17 protein-coding genes and 1 pseudogene are annotated in these 15,679 nt (G+C 68.6%); 11 read left to right on the top strand and 7 right to left on the bottom strand.

Annotated features, from left to right (window positions below; all coding sequences use genetic code 11):
* Nucleotides 1-591: 591 nt before the first annotated feature.
* The 4 genes from AC1D2E_RS10990 to AC1D2E_RS10975 all read left to right on the top strand — a co-directional run bounded on the left by AC1D2E_RS10990 (nucleotide 592) and on the right by AC1D2E_RS10975 (nucleotide 4,979).
* Nucleotides 592-1,953 carry a cache domain-containing protein gene (locus AC1D2E_RS10990; RefSeq protein WP_478197435.1) on the top strand — a complete coding sequence of 454 codons (1,362 nt, stop codon included), beginning with the start codon at nucleotides 592-594 and terminating at the stop codon, nucleotides 1,951-1,953.
* A complete protein-coding gene (locus AC1D2E_RS10985) occupies nucleotides 1,950-2,588 on the top strand; it encodes a response regulator (protein ID WP_478197434.1) in 639 nt (212 codons plus the stop codon). Before AC1D2E_RS10990 ends, AC1D2E_RS10985 begins: the two co-directional genes overlap by 4 nt.
* Nucleotides 2,589-2,709: 121 nt before the next feature.
* Nucleotides 2,710-4,767 carry a carbon starvation CstA family protein gene (locus AC1D2E_RS10980; protein WP_478197433.1) on the top strand — a complete coding sequence of 686 codons (2,058 nt, stop codon included), beginning with the start codon at nucleotides 2,710-2,712 and terminating at the stop codon, nucleotides 4,765-4,767.
* Nucleotides 4,764-4,979: a YbdD/YjiX family protein gene (locus AC1D2E_RS10975; protein ID WP_478197432.1), complete on the top strand. Its 216-nt coding sequence runs from the start codon at nucleotides 4,764-4,766 to the stop codon at nucleotides 4,977-4,979. The genes AC1D2E_RS10980 and AC1D2E_RS10975 overlap by 4 nt, the downstream gene beginning before the upstream one ends.
* A gap of 96 nt (nucleotides 4,980-5,075) precedes the next feature.
* Here AC1D2E_RS10975 and AC1D2E_RS10970 read toward each other — a convergent pair whose 3' ends face one another.
* Nucleotides 5,076-5,579, bottom strand: coding sequence for a DUF1697 domain-containing protein (locus AC1D2E_RS10970; protein ID WP_478197456.1), 504 nt, complete (start codon nucleotides 5,577-5,579; stop codon nucleotides 5,076-5,078).
* A gap of 16 nt (nucleotides 5,580-5,595) precedes the next feature.
* Entirely contained in the window at nucleotides 5,596-6,519 is a 924-nt protein-coding gene (gene ygfZ / locus AC1D2E_RS10965) for a CAF17-like 4Fe-4S cluster assembly/insertion protein YgfZ (RefSeq protein ID WP_478197431.1), read from the bottom strand.
* Nucleotides 6,520-6,612: 93 nt separating this feature from the next.
* Here ygfZ and mltG point away from each other — a divergent pair, with 93 nt between their 5' ends.
* The 6 genes from mltG (at nucleotide 6,613) to AC1D2E_RS10935 (ending at nucleotide 11,286) form a co-directional block, all read left to right on the top strand.
* Entirely contained in the window at nucleotides 6,613-7,638 is a 1,026-nt protein-coding gene (mltG, locus tag AC1D2E_RS10960; RefSeq protein ID WP_478197430.1) for an endolytic transglycosylase MltG, read from the top strand.
* A complete protein-coding gene (gene tmk / locus AC1D2E_RS10955; protein WP_478197429.1) occupies nucleotides 7,635-8,273 on the top strand; it encodes a dTMP kinase in 639 nt (212 codons plus the stop codon). The genes mltG and tmk overlap by 4 nt, the downstream gene beginning before the upstream one ends.
* The gene (locus tag AC1D2E_RS10950) at nucleotides 8,270-9,289 is read left to right on the top strand and encodes a DNA polymerase III subunit delta' (protein ID WP_478197428.1); all 1,020 of its coding nucleotides are present in this window, start codon (nucleotides 8,270-8,272) and stop codon (nucleotides 9,287-9,289) included. The genes tmk and AC1D2E_RS10950 overlap by 4 nt, the downstream gene beginning before the upstream one ends.
* Nucleotides 9,286-9,660: a PilZ domain-containing protein gene (locus tag AC1D2E_RS10945; RefSeq protein ID WP_478171696.1), complete on the top strand. Its 375-nt coding sequence runs from the start codon at nucleotides 9,286-9,288 to the stop codon at nucleotides 9,658-9,660. The genes AC1D2E_RS10950 and AC1D2E_RS10945 overlap by 4 nt, the downstream gene beginning before the upstream one ends.
* Before the next feature lie 151 nt (nucleotides 9,661-9,811).
* Nucleotides 9,812-10,618 (top strand): TatD family hydrolase, encoded by an 807-nt coding sequence (locus tag AC1D2E_RS10940; protein WP_478197427.1) that lies wholly within the window; start codon nucleotides 9,812-9,814, stop codon nucleotides 10,616-10,618.
* On the top strand, nucleotides 10,615-11,286 hold the full coding sequence (locus AC1D2E_RS10935; protein WP_478197426.1) for an ankyrin repeat domain-containing protein: 672 nt from the start codon (nucleotides 10,615-10,617) through the stop codon (nucleotides 11,284-11,286). The genes AC1D2E_RS10940 and AC1D2E_RS10935 overlap by 4 nt, the downstream gene beginning before the upstream one ends.
* 59 nt (nucleotides 11,287-11,345) lie before the next feature.
* Here AC1D2E_RS10935 and AC1D2E_RS10930 read toward each other — a convergent pair whose 3' ends face one another.
* The 4 genes and pseudogenes from AC1D2E_RS10930 to AC1D2E_RS10915 all read right to left on the bottom strand — a co-directional run.
* Nucleotides 11,346-12,131: an alpha/beta fold hydrolase gene (locus tag AC1D2E_RS10930; protein WP_478197425.1), complete on the bottom strand. Its 786-nt coding sequence runs from the start codon at nucleotides 12,129-12,131 to the stop codon at nucleotides 11,346-11,348.
* 7 nt (nucleotides 12,132-12,138) lie between these two features.
* Nucleotides 12,139-13,188 carry a M14 family zinc carboxypeptidase gene (locus tag AC1D2E_RS10925; protein WP_478197424.1) on the bottom strand — a complete coding sequence of 350 codons (1,050 nt, stop codon included), beginning with the start codon at nucleotides 13,186-13,188 and terminating at the stop codon, nucleotides 12,139-12,141.
* 24 nt (nucleotides 13,189-13,212) lie between these two features.
* Nucleotides 13,213-13,578 (bottom strand): hypothetical protein, encoded by a 366-nt coding sequence (locus tag AC1D2E_RS10920; RefSeq protein WP_478197423.1) that lies wholly within the window; start codon nucleotides 13,576-13,578, stop codon nucleotides 13,213-13,215.
* 326 nt (nucleotides 13,579-13,904) lie between these two features.
* A pseudogene (locus tag AC1D2E_RS10915) lies at nucleotides 13,905-14,352 on the bottom strand (helix-turn-helix domain-containing protein); the annotation flags it as partial.
* Between AC1D2E_RS10915 and AC1D2E_RS10910 the strand changes: the two are divergent.
* Entirely contained in the window at nucleotides 14,321-14,479 is a 159-nt protein-coding gene (locus AC1D2E_RS10910) for a hypothetical protein (RefSeq protein ID WP_478197458.1), read from the top strand. The pseudogene AC1D2E_RS10915 and the gene AC1D2E_RS10910 sit on opposite strands and share 32 nt — an antisense overlap.
* 31 nt (nucleotides 14,480-14,510) lie before the next feature.
* Here the strand turns inward: AC1D2E_RS10910 and AC1D2E_RS10905 are convergent, their stop codons facing one another.
* Nucleotides 14,511-15,542 carry an isocitrate/isopropylmalate dehydrogenase family protein gene (locus tag AC1D2E_RS10905; protein ID WP_478197422.1) on the bottom strand — a complete coding sequence of 344 codons (1,032 nt, stop codon included), beginning with the start codon at nucleotides 15,540-15,542 and terminating at the stop codon, nucleotides 14,511-14,513.
* Nucleotides 15,543-15,679: the final 137 nt, after the last annotated feature.

Here is a 15,679-nt window from a genome sequence, read left to right as displayed (position 1 = left end):
GGGGCGAGTGGAAGGGCCAGGGGGCGGCGACGGGCGGTATGCCCCGGGCCGACCGACGTCACCGGCCGCTTCGCGGCTTCCCTGCGCTGCTCGCGGTACGCGGGGTCTCGCTCAAACTCGCTCCGCTCAAACAGTCGCGAGCCCTGATCCGCGCACCGCTGCGCTGCTCGGCGGTGCCTCAACGGCCAGCCCAGGGCATACCACCCACCACCGCTGACACGTTGGGGGTGAACTGTTCGCCTCCAACGCATCGCCTGCGCGCAGGCTCTCGACGTCGGAGGCGCACGCACTCTTCGCACACCCCGGAGCCCGGCATGCGGTGCGGGACGGGCGATCCCCTCTGCGCCGCTGAGGAGCGCAGCTTCAGGCGGAAAGAGGGYCGCGCGTGTTTGAGCGAAGCGAGTTTCGCGCGGACCCCGCCTGGAGCGAGCACCGCAAGGGAGCCCGAAGGGCCGGCGCAGTGGGGTCGTTCGGCCCGTACCGCGTGCCGGGCGGCCTCAACGAAGGAAACACCTCAACGAAGGAAGCGGCGCCCCACGAAGACAGCGACCAAGCGCCACCAGCACCGCCAAATGTTAGTCTTGCCGCCCCATGAACCTGAGGACCAAGATCGTCGCGCTCGCCGTAGCGCCGCTGCTGGTGGCGCTGATGCTGGTGGCCTTCGCGGTGCGCCACCAGGAGCGCGACCTGGCGCAGCGCGAGCGCGCGCTGATCGAGAAGACTTACATGGCGCAGCGGCGCAGCGAACTGCGCAGTTACGTCGACCTGGCGGTCAGCACCGTGCGGCCGCTGTACGACGCCGGGCTCGACGACGAGGCCACGCGCGCCGAAGCCCTGCGCCGCCTGGCCGCGCTCGACTACGGCGACGACGGCTATTTCTTCGTCTACGACCTGCAGGGCCGCTCGCTGATGCATTCGCGCCAGCCCGAACTGGTCGGCCAGTCGCTCTGGGAGCTGCGCGATTCCCAGGGGCGCCTCACCATCCAGGACCTGATCGCCCGGGCCCGCGAGGGCGGCGGCTATGTCGAGTACCAGTGGCGCAAGCCCTCGAGTGCGCAACTCGCTCCCAAGCTCGGCTACGTCACGGCGCTGCCGCGCTGGAACTGGATGGTCGGCACCGGTCTCTACCTCGACGACATCGAGGCCGCGATGCAGGCGCTCGACCGGCAGATGAACACCAACGTCACGACCACGATGCTGTGGATCGCCGGCATCGCCGCGCTGTGCCTGGCCGTGGTCAGCGCCACCGGCCTGCTGCTGAACCTCAGCGAGCACCGCATCGCCGAGGCCCGGCTGCGGCTGCTGGCGCGCCAGGTCGTGCAATCGCAAGAGGACGAGCGCGCCCACCTGGCGCGCGAACTGCACGACGGCACCAGCCAGACGCTGGTGTCGGCCAAGCTGCTGATCGAATCCGCGGTCGATGCGCTGGAGCGCGCCCGCGAGCAGGTGCCGCCGGCGCTCGGCAAGGCGCTGCAGCGGCTCAATGAATCGCTGGTCGAAGTGCGGCGCATCTCGCACCGGTTGCGGCCGGCGCTGCTCGATACGCTGGGCCTGCCGGCGGCCCTCGAACGGCTGGGCGCGGAGTTCGGCGAGGAGGGCGGCGTCGCCGCCTCGGTCACGCTCCAGGGTCGGCCGCGCGAACTGCCGCAAGAGGCGAAGACAGCGCTGTTCCGCGTCGCGCAAGAGGCGCTGACCAACGTGCGCAAGCACGCGCGGGCGCGGCAGGTGCGCATCGTGCTGGCCTTCGAGGAGCGGGCGGTGCAACTCGAGATCGGCGATGACGGCACCGGCTTCGACCCCGCCGCGCTCGAGCTCGACCCGAGGCGGGGCATCGGCCTGCGCAACATGCGTGAACGGGTGGAGGCCATCGGCGGCTCGCTCGGCGTGCGCTCCGACGGCGACGGCACCTCGATCCTGGCCGAGGTGCCGGTGGCGAAAGAGACCCGCGCATGACAGCGCCCGGGGTGATCCGCCTGTTCCTGGTCGACGACCATCCGCTGGTGCGCGACGGCCTGAGGGCCCGGTTGGGTCCGCTGCCGGGACTTGAGATCGTCGGCGAGGCCGGAAGCGCCGCCGAAGCGCTGGAAGGGATCGCCGAGGTCCGGCCGGACCTGGTGCTGGCCGACGTCGGCATGAAGGGCATGAGCGGCATCGAGCTGGCATCGCACTTGCATGCGAGCCAGCCGGACGTGCGGGTGCTGATGCTCAGCATGTACGACAACCCGGAGTACGTGCAGCAGGCGCTCCAGGCGGGCGCCCGCGGCTACGTGCTGAAGGACGCGCCGGCGGCCGAGATCGTCGCCGCGATCGAGGCGGTGGCGGCGGGCGGCACCTTCCTGAGTTCGGCGGTGTCGCATCGCTTGTTCGCCAACCAGCAGCCGCGGCCGCTGCTGACGCCGCGCGAGAGCGAAATCCTGTCGGCGCTGGGCCGCGGCGACTCGAGCAAGCAGATCGCGCGCGACCTCGGCCTCAGCGTGCGCACGGTCGAGGCGCATCGGCAGAGCATCAAGCGGCGCCTTGGGCTCGAGGGGCAGTCGGCGCTGATCAAGTACGCGGTCGAGCACGCCCGCGAATTCAAGAACAGTTGAGATCAACATTAAGGGTTATCCCTTAAGTGATGCCGCGCATGCCATTCGCGCGGTGCAACCGATGCAGCCGCGCCGCCGGCTCGCCAAACTCCCGGGGGTTCACTTCCCGGAGACATTCCCAATGCACAGCATCCGTCGCCACCTGGTGTGGCTCGTCGTGGCCGTGGTCGGCGCCTTCGCGCTGGGCACCGTGGCCCTGTCGCGCGGCGAAGCCATCAACGCGCTCTGGATCGTGGTCGCCGCGATCTGCACCTACCTGATCGCGTACCGCTACTACAGCCTGTTCATCGCCACCCGCGTGCTCGGCCTCGACGGCACTCGCAAGACGCCGGCGCACCGCCACAACGACGGCCTGGACTACGTGCCGACCGACAAGAACGTGCTGTTCGGCCACCACTTCGCGGCCATCGCCGGCGCCGGCCCGCTGGTCGGACCGGTGCTCGCGGCGCAGATGGGCTACCTGCCGGGGCTCTTGTGGATCCTGGCCGGCGTGGTGTTCGCAGGCGCGGTGCAGGACTTCATCGTGCTGTTCATCTCGACCCGCCGCGACGGCCGCTCGCTGGGCGACCTGATCAAGCAGGAAATGGGCACGGTGCCCGGCATGATCGCGCTGTTCGGCACCTTCATGATCATGATCATCATCCTCGCGGTGCTGGCGCTGATCGTGGTGAAGGCGCTGGCCGAATCGCCGTGGGGCACTTTCACGGTGGCGGCGACGATTCCGGTTGCGGTCTTCATGGGCCTCTACCTGCGCTATATCCGTCCGGGCCGCATCGGCGAGGTGTCGGTGATCGGCTTCGTGCTGCTGATGGCGGCGATCTTCGGCGGCCAGGCCGTCAGCATGAGCCCGACCTGGGGCCCGATGTTCACCTTCGACGGCAAGGCCCTGACCTGGATGCTGATCGGCTACGGCTTCATCGCCGCCAGCCTGCCGGTGTGGCTGCTGCTCGCGCCGCGCGACTATCTGTCGACCTTCCTCAAGATCGGCACCATCATCGCGCTGGCGATCGGCATCGTCTTCGTCGCGCCGACCTTGCAGATGCCGGCCGTGACCCAGTTCGCGCAAGGCAACGGCCCGGTGTGGTCGGGCAACCTGTTCCCCTTCCTGTTCATCACCATCGCCTGCGGCGCGGTGTCGGGCTTCCACGCGCTGATCTCCTCCGGCACGACGCCGAAGATGCTCGACAACGAGCTCAACGCGCGCTTCATCGGCTACGGCGGCATGCTGGCCGAGTCCTTCGTCGCCGTGATGGCGCTGGTGGCCGCGGCCTGCATCGACCCGGGCGTCTACTTCGCGATGAACAGCCCGGCCGCGCTGGTCGGAAGCACCCCCGAAGCGGTGGCGCAGACCATCTCGGGCTGGGGCTTCGCCGTCACGCCCGACATGCTGTTGCAGACCGCCAGGGACGTCGGCGAAAGCACCATCCTCGGCCGTGCCGGCGGCGCGCCGACCCTGGCGGTCGGCATGGCGCACATCCTGCACCAGGTGATCGGCGGCCAGGCCATGATGGCCTTCTGGTACCACTTCGCGATCTTGTTCGAGGCGCTCTTCATCCTGACCGCGGTGGACGCGGGCACCCGCGCCGGGCGCTTCATGCTGCAGGACCTGATGGGCAGCTTCGTGCCGGCCCTCAAGCGCACCGACTCGCTGCCGGCCAACCTGATCGCGACCTTCCTGTGCGTCGCGGCCTGGGGCTACTTCCTTTACCAGGGCGTGGTCGATCCGCTGGGCGGCATCAACACGCTGTGGCCGCTGTTCGGCATCTCGAACCAGATGCTGGCCGCCGTGGCACTGATGCTCGGCACCGTCGTGCTGTTCCGCATGAAGCGCGAGCGCTACGCCTGGGTGGCGGCGGCGCCGGCGACCTGGCTGCTGATCTGCACGCTGACGGCCGGCTGGCAGAAGATCTTCTCGGCCGATCCGAAGGTGGGCTTCCTGGCGCATGCCTCGAAGTACGCCGACGGACTGGCCCAAGGCGTGCTGATCGCGCCGGCGAAGACGCCCGAGGCCATGGCACGGATCGTCTTCAACGACCGGCTGGACGCCGGGCTGTGCGCGCTGTTCATCTTCGTGGTGCTGAGCGTGCTGGTCTACAGCGTGCGCGCCGCACTGGCTGCGCGTCGCGCCAACCATCCGACCGCTCGCGAGACTCCCTTCGAGCCGATGGCCGTCGCATGAGAAGCAGCGGCGCCAGCCTGGTCGAAACCGGGCGCTACCTGACCCGCTCGCTGGCGCAGTCGCTGCGCCTGATGGTGGGCCTGCCGGACTACGACGCCTACCTGAGCCACATGGCGCGCACCCATCCGGGGCAGGAAGCGATGAGCTACGAGGCGTTCTTCAGGGAGCGGCTGGAGGCGCGCTATGGGGGCGGAAAGGGGCGCTGCTGCTGAGCGGTACGCGCCCATCTTCGCGCTGATGCCGAAGAAGCTCGATCATGGGTCGAAGTCGCTTGAAAGCTACGATCTTCTCGGTCGCCCGGAGCGCCCTCACGCCACCGCGCACTTCCTCACCGTCTCCCAGGTCCTCGTCGTCAGTCCGGACCCGAAGTTCTTCTCGATCAGCGTCATGAAGACCGGGCCGCGCGGACTCGGAACGTAGGCGGTGAAGACCTCCATGCCGTCGATGGCGAGGATGCGCGCGCCGTCGACCTCGATCGGAAGCGAGAGCTTCGCGTCGGGCGGCGTGCGCAGGAAGGTCACGACGCGCTTGGCACCGGCGGGCAGTTCGTGCGCCGCGTACGGATCCGCCGCGAGCAGTTCACGCAAGGCATCGGCGGAGCGCACGAGCGTCGAGAAACTGCGCCCGAGTTCCTTCGTCATCGCCGCCTCGGCCCGTCGCTCGAGCGTCGCGCGCGCCGCGGCGCGCGCGTTGAACACCACGTTGCCGCTCGACAGCACCGTCTTGACTTCCGTGAAGCCCGCGCTTTCGAAGCAGCGCTTGAGCTCGGGCATCCTGGCGTTCATCGGACTGACGCCGCGGAGAAAAGCCACGTAGCGGGGCACGTCGTCAGATGTCCTCGAGCAGCGGGTACGGCAGCGGCTCCACCGTCAGCGCCGGCCCGTCGGCTGCGCGCGCATGCAGCCCGCCGGCGTCGATGGCCGCGATCTGGATCGAGATCAGCGCCGCCCACCCGCCTCCGGGCGCCGGCGCAGCCTGGGCCACGGTGCCGACCGGCTGCTCGGGATCGTTGGCGGCGAAGACATCTTCGCCGGCCGCAATTTCGTCGCCGGCCTGTACGAGATAGGTTCGGCGCTTCAGGGTGCCCCGGAACTGGCTGCGGGCGACGATCTCCTGGCCCGGATAGCAGCCCTTCTTGAAGTTCACGCCACCCACCGATTCGTAGTTGATCATCTGCGGCACGAAAGCCTCGACCACCGGCGCGCTGAGGGTCACGATGCCGCTTCGCACCTCGCTCCATTGCCAGGTCGCAAGGTCGATCTCGGTGCCCTGAGGCGCGGGGCTGCCGGCGGGAGCGATCCATAGCGCACGCGGCACGCCGTCGGACGGGTAGAGCGTGACCGCGTGCGCCTCGCCGATCGTGCTGGCACGGCCCGGCAACGCGCCGGCGTCGAGCCCGTTGGCTGCCAGTGCGGTGCCGGTCAACCCGTAGAGCGCGAACTCGGCGCTGGCATCGCTGAGCCTGGCCTTGGCCCGCAGCACATACATCGACAGCCGCTTGAGGCTCGCGGCCAGGATGTCGCGGCTGCAGACGAGCACGATGCGATCGGGTTCGGGCCGGATGCCGATGAAGCTCGCGATCACGCGGCCCTTGGCCGTGCACAGTGCGGCAAGTCGGGCCTCGGAGGCCTCGAGCAATGCAAAATCCTGGGTCAGCTGGCCATGCAGGAAGCTCGCGGCATCGGGGCCCTCGACGCGGATCACGCCGAGGTGGGAGAGGGCGGTGACGCCATTCGGTACGACAGAGGTCATCGCTGAATTATCATGGCCGGCCAAGTTCCGTTCGGCCCGCAGGGCTTACTCGTTCTTGCTACCGTCTTCCGTTCGCCTCCCTTCCCGGAACCCGTGCGCCGTTTCTTCCTCACTCTTTTCCTGCTGGCCGCCCTGACCGTGCTGGGCGCCGGTGCCGCGGGCCTCTGGTGGGTCAACCAGCCCCTCAAGCTGCCCGCGCCCAGCGTCGACCTGTCGGTCGAGCCCGGCGCCACGCCGCGCGGCATCGCGCAGGCCGTGGCCGATGCGGGCGTCGACGTGCCGCCGCAGCTGCTCTACCTGTGGTTCCGCTTCTCGGGCCAGGACCGCCAGATGCGCGCCGGCAGCTACGAGCTCGAGCGCGGCGTCACGCCGCGCCTGCTGCTCAACATCCTGGTGCGCGGCGAGGAAGCCACGCGCAGTCTGGTGCTCGTCGAGGGCTGGAACTTCCGCCAGGTGCGCGCGGCGCTGGCCAAGGCCGAGCAGTTGAAGCCCGAGACGGTCGGGCGCAGCGACGAGGAACTGATGGCCCTGCTGGGCCGGCCGGGCGTGCATCCCGAGGGGCGCTTTTTCCCCGACACCTACACCTATTCCAAGGGCTCGACCGACGTAGCGCTGCTGCAGCGCGCGATGCGCGCCATGGACAAGAAGCTCGATGCCGCCTGGGCCGCCAGGGCCTCGGATTTGCCGCTCAAGACGCCCGACGAGGCACTGATCCTGGCCAGCATTGTCGAAAAGGAGACAGGCAAGGCCCAGGACCGCGCCGAGATCGCCGCCGTCTTCACCAACCGGCTGCGCCTCGGGATGCCGCTGCAGACCGACCCGACCGTGATCTACGGCCTCGGCACGCACTACGACGGCAATCTGCGCAAGCGCGACCTGCAGGCCGACACGCCCTGGAACACCTACACCCGCAACGGCCTGCCGCCGACGCCGATCGCGATGCCCGGCAAGGCGGCGCTGCTGGCGGCGGTGCAGCCGGCGCAGAGCAAGTCGCTGTACTTCGTCTCCCGAGGCGACGGCAGCAGCCAGTTCAGCGGTTCGCTGGACGAGCACAACCGGGCCGTGAACCGCTACCAGCGCGGCGGCGGCACCGAACCCAACCAGCGGAGCGGCCAATGAAGGGACTTTTCCTGACCCTCGAGGGCATCGACGGTGCCGGCAAGTCGAGCCACATCGACGCGCTCGAGGCGCTGTTCAGGGCCCGGGGCCGCGCGGTCACGCGCACCCGCGAGCCCGGCGGCACGCCGCTGGCCGAGAGCCTGCGCAGCATGATCCTCGAACAGCCGATGGACCCGCTGACCGAGTCGCTGCTGGTTTTCGCGGCCCGTCGCGACCATGTGGTGCGGGTCATCGAGCCGGCGCTGGCGCGCGGCGACGTGCTGCTGTGCGACCGCTTCACCGATGCCACCTTCGCCTACCAGGGCGCCGGCCGCGGTTTCGACACGGCCGTGCTCGAAACGCTCGAAGGCTGGGTGCAGGCCGCCCCGGACGGGCTGCTGCAGCCCGACATCACGCTCTGGTTCGACCTGCCGCCCGAGACCGCGGCCGAGCGCCTGGCCGGCGCCCGGCTGCCGGACAAGTTCGAGTCGCAGCCGGTCGATTTCTTTCGCCGCGTGGCGGCCGGCTATGCCGCCCGGGCGGCCGCCGCGCCGCGCTTCGCCCGCATCGATGCGAACCGCTCGCGCGAACAGGTCTGGCAGCAGGTCGAGGCCGTGCTGGCCGAACGCGGCCTGGTCGAAAGGGCGTGCCCATGACCGCCGATTCGCTCCCCCCCTGGCTGCGCCAGCCGCTGGCCGAACTGCTGCGCCAGCGCGGCCACGCCTGGCTGCTGCAGGGGCCCTCGGGCCTGGGCCAGTATGAACTGGGCCTGGCACTGGCGGCCGCCTGGCTGTGCGAGCAGCCGGACGAGGCCAAGGCGCACGGCGCCTGCGGCCATTGCCCGAGCTGCCATGCCATTCAGGTCCGGACCCACGCCGACCTCTGCGTGCTGATGCCCGAGGCCGCGATGCAGGCCCTGGGATGGCCGCTGGACGAGAAGTCGCAGGCCGACATCGACGACAAGAAGCGCAAGCCCAGCCGCGAGATCCGGGTCGAGGCGATGCGCGACGCCATCGGTTTCGCCCAGCGCACGAGTGCCCGCGGCCGCGGCAAGGCGGTGCTGGTCTATCCGGCCGAGCGCATGAACAACATCACCGCCAATGCGCTGCTGAAGACGCTCGAGGAGCCGGTCGGCGACGTCCGCTTCGTGCTCGCCAGCGAAGCCGCCTGGCAACTGCTGCCGACCATCCGCAGCCGCTGTCTCGGCTTCACGCTGCCCTGGCCCGAGGACGCCCAGGCACAGGACTGGCTGGTGGGGCAGGGCGTGCCCGCGGCCGATGCGCCGGGCCTGCTGCGGGCGGCCGGCGGCCGGCCCAGCGACGCCTTGAGGCTCGCCGGCCAGGGCCAGTCGCCCAAGGCCTGGGCGCTGCTGCCCAAGGCGATGTCCCGCGGCGAGGTCGGGGCGCTGTCCGACCAGGCGCCGGCGCAGGCCATCGGCGCACTGCAGAAGCTTTGCCACGACCTGATGGCGATCGACTGCGGTGCCGCGCCGCGTTTCTTCGAGCCCGCCGATCTGCCGGCCGCGCCGCCGCGGGCCGCGCTGGCGCGCTGGTCGCGATCGCTCGCGAGCGCGGCAAAAACCGCAGAACATCCCTTCAATGCGGGCCTGATGCTCGAAGCGCTTGTGAGCGAGGCGAGAAGCACCCTAAACTCGGGACGCCGCCGCCCATGAACACACCTGCCGCTCCCACCCCCTCCGCGCCCGTCCGGCCCAGCGTCATCCAGTTGGCGATCAAGGAAAAGGGCGCGCTCTATGCAGCGTACATCCCGCTGTTCGCCGAAGGCGGGATCTTCATCCCGACCTCGCGCGAGTACCGGCTGGGCGACGACGTCTACGTGCTCTTGACCCTGCCCGACGACCCGCAGCGCTATCCGGTGGCCGGCAAGGTCGCCTGGATCACGCCGGCCCGCGCCGCGGGCAACCGCGCACCGGGCGTCGGCATCCGCTTTCCTTCCGACGAGAAGTCGCGCCAGCTCAAGGCGCGCATCGAAGAGGCGCTGGGCGCCACCCTGGCCTCCGACCGCCCGACCCAGACAATTTGAGCCCCCACGCTCCTCACTTCGTGTGTCGCTGCCCCCCGAGGGGGCCGCAGGCCGCCTTGGGGCGGCCCGGCGCCGGCCTGAGGCCCGTTGCTCCACCGGGCACGACGCCACCTGTCCCGGTGGCCGTGCCGTTCCGACGACGTTTCCTGCGATGTTCACCGACTCTCACTGCCACCTGACCTTTCCCGAGTTCGCGAACCAGATGCCGCAGATCCGCGCCGCGATGGCGGCCGCCCAGGTCGACCGGGCGCTGTGCATCTGCACCACGCTGGAGGAGTTTCCCGAGGTTCAGGCCCTGGCCGAGCGCTACGACAACTTCTGGGCCAGCGTCGGCGTGCATCCGGACAACGAGGACATCCTCGAGCCCACGGTCGAGGGCCTGGTGCAGCGCGCCGCGCTGCCCAAGGTGATCGCCATCGGCGAGACCGGGCTCGACTACTACCAGATGGAAGAGCGCAAGGGCGGCCGCAGCATTGCCGACATGGAATGGCAGCGCGACCGCTTCCGGGTCCATATCCGGGCTGCCCAGCAGACCCGCAAGCCGCTGGTGATCCACACCCGCGAAGCTTCGGCCGACACGCTGGCGATCCTCAAGGAAGAGGGCGAGACCGGCAGTGGCCGGGCGGCCGGCGGCGTGTTCCACTGCTTCACCGAGACCGCCGAAGTGGCCCGGGCAGCGCTCGACCTCGGCTTCTACATCTCGTTCTCGGGCATCCTGACCTTCAAGAAGGCGCAGGACCTGCGCGACGTGGCGGCTTTCGTGCCGCTGGACCGCATGCTGATCGAGACCGACAGTCCCTACCTGGCGCCGGTGCCCTATCGCGGCAAGGTCAACAATCCGTCCTATGTGCCCTTCGTCGCGCAGCAGATCGCCCAGCTGCGCCAACTGCCGGTCGAGCTGATCGCCAAGGCGACAAGTGACAATTTCGAGACCCTCTTCAGCGGGGTCAAAGCATGAACAAATACATTAAATATATCGCCTATCTTGTTGTTTTTGCTGCATCTTTTTCGGTCCACGCAAGCGACTACGACGATTTCTTCCGCGCCGCCCGTGCCGACAACGCCAGCGGCATGAAAAGCCTGCTGGCCAAGGGTTTCGACCCCAACACGCGCGACGAGAAGGGCCAGACCGCGCTCTTGATCGCGATGCGCGAGCCTTCGCCGAAGGTGATCGACGTGCTGATCGCGTTCCCGAAGACCAATGTCGAGGCCCGCAATTCGAAGGACGAGAGTCCGCTGATGCTGGCCGCCATCAAGGGCCAGCAGGATCTGGTGACCAAGCTGATTGCGCGCGACGCCGACATCAACAAGCCGGGCTGGACGCCGCTGCACTACGCGGCCACCAGCGGGCAGATCGCCATCATGAAGCAACTGCTCGACAAGGATGCCTTCATCAACGCCCAGTCGCCGAACGGCACCACGCCGCTGATGATGGCCGCGATGTACGGCTCGGCCGCCGCGGTGCAATTGCTGCTCGACGAAGGCGCCGATGTGGCGATGAAGAACGAACAGGGCATGACGGCCGCCGACTTCGCCGAGCGCGGCAAGCGGCCCGACGCGCTGCAGATGCTGAATGCGGCCGCGCAACCCCAGCAGCCGAAGCGGCCCGCCGACGGCAAGTGGTGAAGTCGACGCCGCATGCCGGACCGACAGGCGAGGGCGGCTTTCAGCCGGCGCCGCACGCCTCAGTCGCGGAGATTCCGATTCGGCCCCTCTCGTTCCGGCCAAGCACCGACCTGCTCCACGACCCAGCGCGCGTCGTCCAGCGGAAGATCGTGACCCGCAGTGGGGTGCTCGGCGATTCTCGCGCGCCATTCATGCGCGAGGCGCCGCGAGCAACGTGCGTCGACCAGCGCATCGCGCCGGCTCGCGAGCACCAGCAAGGGCACGGCGGGTGCCCGCGACGGCGCGCGGTAGCACATCGCAGCGAGTAGCTGCCTCAGCGCATTGGCGCCGCGGACCGGCCGCTGTTCGCGAATGGCGGCCCATCGGTCGATCAATTCGACGACCTCCGCCCCGGAGCCCGGATGTCGGCTGGTCAGGCGCAGGATCAATTCCTCGCGGCGGCGGGGATCGGCGTTCATCAGCAGACCCAGCAGGGCGCCGTAGTTGGCCGGCCGCAGGCGTTGGTACCAGGGGCTGAAGACGCGCAGGCTGGTATTGATCAGCACGCAGCCCGCGAGTTCGCCCGGATGCCTGTCGGCCCAATCCACGGCGATCATCGCCCCGAGCGACATCGCGAGCAGGCGATACGGCGGCTGAACACCAAGGGCCTGCAGTTGCTGCCGGCAATTGTCGGTCGCGGCTTCGATGCGGGTGGGACTCGGCAGCTGCCTCAAGCGGCCGTTTCCGGGGATGTCGATTGCCAGCACGCTGGCGCCGGGCGGCAGCCGCTCTTGCAGCAGCTCGGGGAAGCGGCCCCAGTGCGCGCTTTCGCGCGTCAGGCCGCGCAGCAGGATCCAGGTGTCCATCGCCGCATCAGGCCCGCGCGCCGTACCACCGGACCAGGGCGCTCGCCCGGTGCCGCGCGCGCTGTGCGTTGGCCGGCATCCAGCGCGCGTGGCTGCACACCGCGCGGGCGATGAAGTCCAGCCATCCGACATGGCGTCGCAAGACGCGCTGGCGCCGGTGCTCGACCACTGGGTTGAAGATGCCGCTGCGCGAGAAGAGCTGCCGCGGATTCTTCAGCACCCAGCGCCACGATCCCATCTCGAGCGTCATGGGCAAGAACACGCTGTCGGCCCGCTGGGACGCGCTCAGGTAGAGATGGTCCCAGAGATCGCCATGGGTGAGGTATTGCCGGCTCTGCGGCTCGACCACGTAGCGGTGGTGCGGCAGGGTCTGGTCGAGGATCTCGGCGAAGGCGTGCATCTCGGGGAGATGCACGATCGGGCGTCCGGTGTGGGCGAAGGGGAACCAGACGCGATCGGTCATGCCGAAACCGGAATGACAGTCCACCGAGATGCTGAGCGGCCGGTCGAGCAGTTCGGCTTCGACGATGCGGCACAGGGCCGCACTCTCGCACTCCATTCGGGCCTTCTTGGCGCCTCGGTACCACGGCAAGGCGGCGCTGATCCGATGCCCGCCGATCAGATAGGGGACTCCTTCGCTGGATTCGATGGGCGCATTGCGCATCAGGTCGACACCCTGGGGGTTGGCGCGCGTGCCCAGCCAGAGCCCGCMCGGATTGACCAGCGGCACGAACACCAGCCTCATCGTCTCCAGCATCCGGTGCAGCGACACATCCCACTGCAGCCGCATCACGATGCTGCGCAGGTAGGCGATCGCGACCTCGGCGCCGATCCGCTCCAGGCCATGGACCCCGCCGACGATGCCGACGGCCGGCGCGTCCTTTCGGGTGCTGCCCAGCAGGTAGGCGTGGACGGGAAAGCGTCGTTCGCCGGCGTCCACCTCGCAGAGCAGGCGCCGCTCCATCCAGGGTCCGCCGAGTTCGGTGAGCCTTTGCAGTTCATCGAGTTCCGGCAGCGCCGTGGGCGTCACGGACGGCAAGGCCTGAAAGGCGATCACGAACGGGCATCCATCATGGATCGCCTAGACGGCGTCTCGCTTGGGGCGGCCCGCCTTCAAGGGCGTCAGCGAATCGAGCGCCGCGCGCAGGGCGGGTGCCGGCAATGCCTGGAGCGCATGCAGACCGGCGCGCAGCAGTTCGCTCTTCTTCGCCGGTCGCTTGAACTTCAGCGCGCGGTCCTTCAGGCTGGCGATCAGTGCGTAGTCGTCCTGCGGCATGGTGAAGCTGTCGCGCACCAGCTTCTCCTTGGGCTTGAGCGCCTTCTTGCCGACGGTCGCTGACTTCTCGGCAGCCTTGGCCGAGAGCTTCTTGGCGGTGCCGTTCGATTTCTCCTCGGATTGGAACTTCGCTGCGTGCTTGTGTTCCTGCTGGAGTGCCTTCTCAGGCACCACCGCCTCGCGTGCCGGCGTTGCCGCCCTTTTCGTTGCGGGCTTCGCGCCCGTCTTCGAAGGCGGCGGGGTGGCAGTGGGAAGAGCCTCTGTGCGGGCGGGGGGCGTTCGGCCGGATGTGATGATCAAAATCGTCATGAGTGCGAGCTAATGGTGTAAACGATTTATACCGTATCGCTTGCATGGCGTCATGTCTTTCTTGAGGCGCCCGACCCAATCAGGCTTCAGGGGCGCTTCCTCCCGTCGACGTTCGGCGCAGTCTTCTTGCTCGGCTTCAGAGGTGCGCGTCTGTCAACGCTGCTTTCAGATGTCGTAGCGCCAGCGAGGATCTGGATCAGCTCGCCCACGCACGCCCGGCGATTGCGCGGCTGGTGGATCTTGGCGGTGGGTTGCTTGCGTGGCGTCCACAAACCGACGGCGGTCATGAGGCCGCGGATCGTCTCTACGCCAAGCACCAGCCCATGACATTCCCGGAGCTTCTCGCACGCCAGCGTCGGACCGGAAATCAGCGTAGCGCTCCCGAATGAGCGCAATCGCGCGTTCGGCGACGCCGGCAGCCAGTTGATGGTTGCTCGCACGGCCGCGGTGGCGCGAAACCAGTCCGGCTGCGCCTTCATCCTTGTATCGCTGAACCAGGCGCTCCAGCTGTCGTCGGCTCAACCCCAGCCGCTGCGCGGCCTGACCGGCGCGCGTCATGCGGTCCACGACGCCCTGGACCGTCTTGAGTCGATCGACTTCGCGCATGGTCATCGTGATCGCCGCCGTTGTTGCCATCGAAGTACCTCGCAGCCAGGGGCTGAAGCGAGGAACGATGCGACATTTCTATTTGGGCCAAATGCGACATTACAACCTGGGGCTCACAGCATCAGACAACACAATGTTGATTATGTTAAATCAATGAAGCGGCAACCAAGGGCCGAAGCCCCTTGCGCTCAACCGGCGGCAATCCGACCCACCACGGCCTTCGCGAAAGCCGCCGTTCCGGCGCTCCCGCCCAGGTCACCGGTACGCACCTTGTCGATGTTGAGGGCCTCGTCGATCGCCCGGCGCAGGCGCGTTGCCAGATCCGGCAGCTTGCAGTGGTCGAGCATCAGCGCCGCGGCCAGCATCAGCGCGGTCGGGTTGGCGATGCCTTTGCCGGCAATGTCGGGCGCCGAGCCATGGACCGCCTCGAAGATGGCAGCGTCGGCACCGATGTTGGCCCCCGGCGCCATGCCCAGGCCGCCCACGAGTCCTGCGACCAGGTCCGACAGGATGTCGCCGAACAGGTTGGTCGTCACCAGCATGTCGAACTGCCACGGGTTCAGCACCAGCTTCATGGCGCAGGCATCGATGATCACCGTGTCGAGCTCGAACTTGCCCTTGTACTTGCGTTCGTAGAGGTCGAGCCCGGTCTCCAGAAAGATGCCGGTCAGGGCCTTCATGATGTTGGCCTTGTGCACGATCGTGACCTTCTTGCGGCCGGTCGCGATCGCCGTCTCGAAGGCATATTGGAGCAGCCGCCGGCTGCCCTGCCGCGTGTTGATCCCGGTCGCCATCGCCACCGCATGCGGATCGCCGTCGATCGGCACGTAGTGCTCATGGCCGATGTAGAGGCCTTCGAGGTTCTCGCGCACCACCACCAGGTCGATGTTGTCGAAGCGGCCGCCGGGAATCAGGGTGCGTGCCGGCCGCAGGTTGGCATAGAGCCCGAATTCCTCGCGCAGGCGCACGTTCGAGGACCGGTAGCCACCGCCCGATGGCGTCTCCAGCGGCCCTTTCAGGGCCAGTCGGGTTCGTCGGATGCTGTCCAGGGTGGCCGAGGGCAGCGGATCGCCGGCCGCCTGCACGCCGGCCAGCCCGCCGAGTTGGCGGTCCCATTCGAAAGGCGCCCCCAGGGCGTCGAGGGCAGCGAGCGTGGCATCGACGATCTCGGGGCCGATACCGTCGCCGGGAATCAGTGTGGCGGGGATGACAGTGGACATTCGGGTTGATTCCAAAAATGAAGGAGGGACCTGGACCGGCCGATTATGGATTCCCGGTCCCCAAAGCCGGCGCCGGGCCGGAGCAAATCAAGGCGCTTCGGTGCATGATGACTCGCCTCGTCCGTCGACCACCGGCT

Source organism: Variovorax sp. P1_H2, assembly GCF_056405295.1.
This window is presented reverse-complemented; position numbering and strand designations above follow the sequence as displayed.

Coding starts and splice junctions, on each gene's coding strand:
- AC1D2E_RS10990 (WP_478197435.1), top strand. CDS start 592: ATGAACCTGAGGACCAAGATCGTCGCGCTCGCCGTAGCGCCGCTGCTG.
- AC1D2E_RS10985 (WP_478197434.1), top strand. CDS start 1,950: ATGACAGCGCCCGGGGTGATCCGCCTGTTCCTGGTCGACGACCATCCG.
- AC1D2E_RS10980 (WP_478197433.1), top strand. CDS start 2,710: ATGCACAGCATCCGTCGCCACCTGGTGTGGCTCGTCGTGGCCGTGGTC.
- AC1D2E_RS10975 (WP_478197432.1), top strand. CDS start 4,764: ATGAGAAGCAGCGGCGCCAGCCTGGTCGAAACCGGGCGCTACCTGACC.
- ygfZ (WP_478197431.1), bottom strand. CDS start 6,519: ATGACCTCTGTCGTACCGAATGGCGTCACCGCCCTCTCCCACCTCGGC.
- tmk (WP_478197429.1), top strand. CDS start 7,635: ATGAAGGGACTTTTCCTGACCCTCGAGGGCATCGACGGTGCCGGCAAG.
- AC1D2E_RS10950 (WP_478197428.1), top strand. CDS start 8,270: ATGACCGCCGATTCGCTCCCCCCCTGGCTGCGCCAGCCGCTGGCCGAA.
- AC1D2E_RS10945 (WP_478171696.1), top strand. CDS start 9,286: ATGAACACACCTGCCGCTCCCACCCCCTCCGCGCCCGTCCGGCCCAGC.
- AC1D2E_RS10940 (WP_478197427.1), top strand. CDS start 9,812: ATGTTCACCGACTCTCACTGCCACCTGACCTTTCCCGAGTTCGCGAAC.
- AC1D2E_RS10935 (WP_478197426.1), top strand. CDS start 10,615: ATGAACAAATACATTAAATATATCGCCTATCTTGTTGTTTTTGCTGCA.
- AC1D2E_RS10930 (WP_478197425.1), bottom strand. CDS start 12,131: ATGGACACCTGGATCCTGCTGCGCGGCCTGACGCGCGAAAGCGCGCAC.
- AC1D2E_RS10910 (WP_478197458.1), top strand. CDS start 14,321: ATGGTCATCGTGATCGCCGCCGTTGTTGCCATCGAAGTACCTCGCAGC.
- AC1D2E_RS10905 (WP_478197422.1), bottom strand. CDS start 15,542: ATGTCCACTGTCATCCCCGCCACACTGATTCCCGGCGACGGTATCGGC.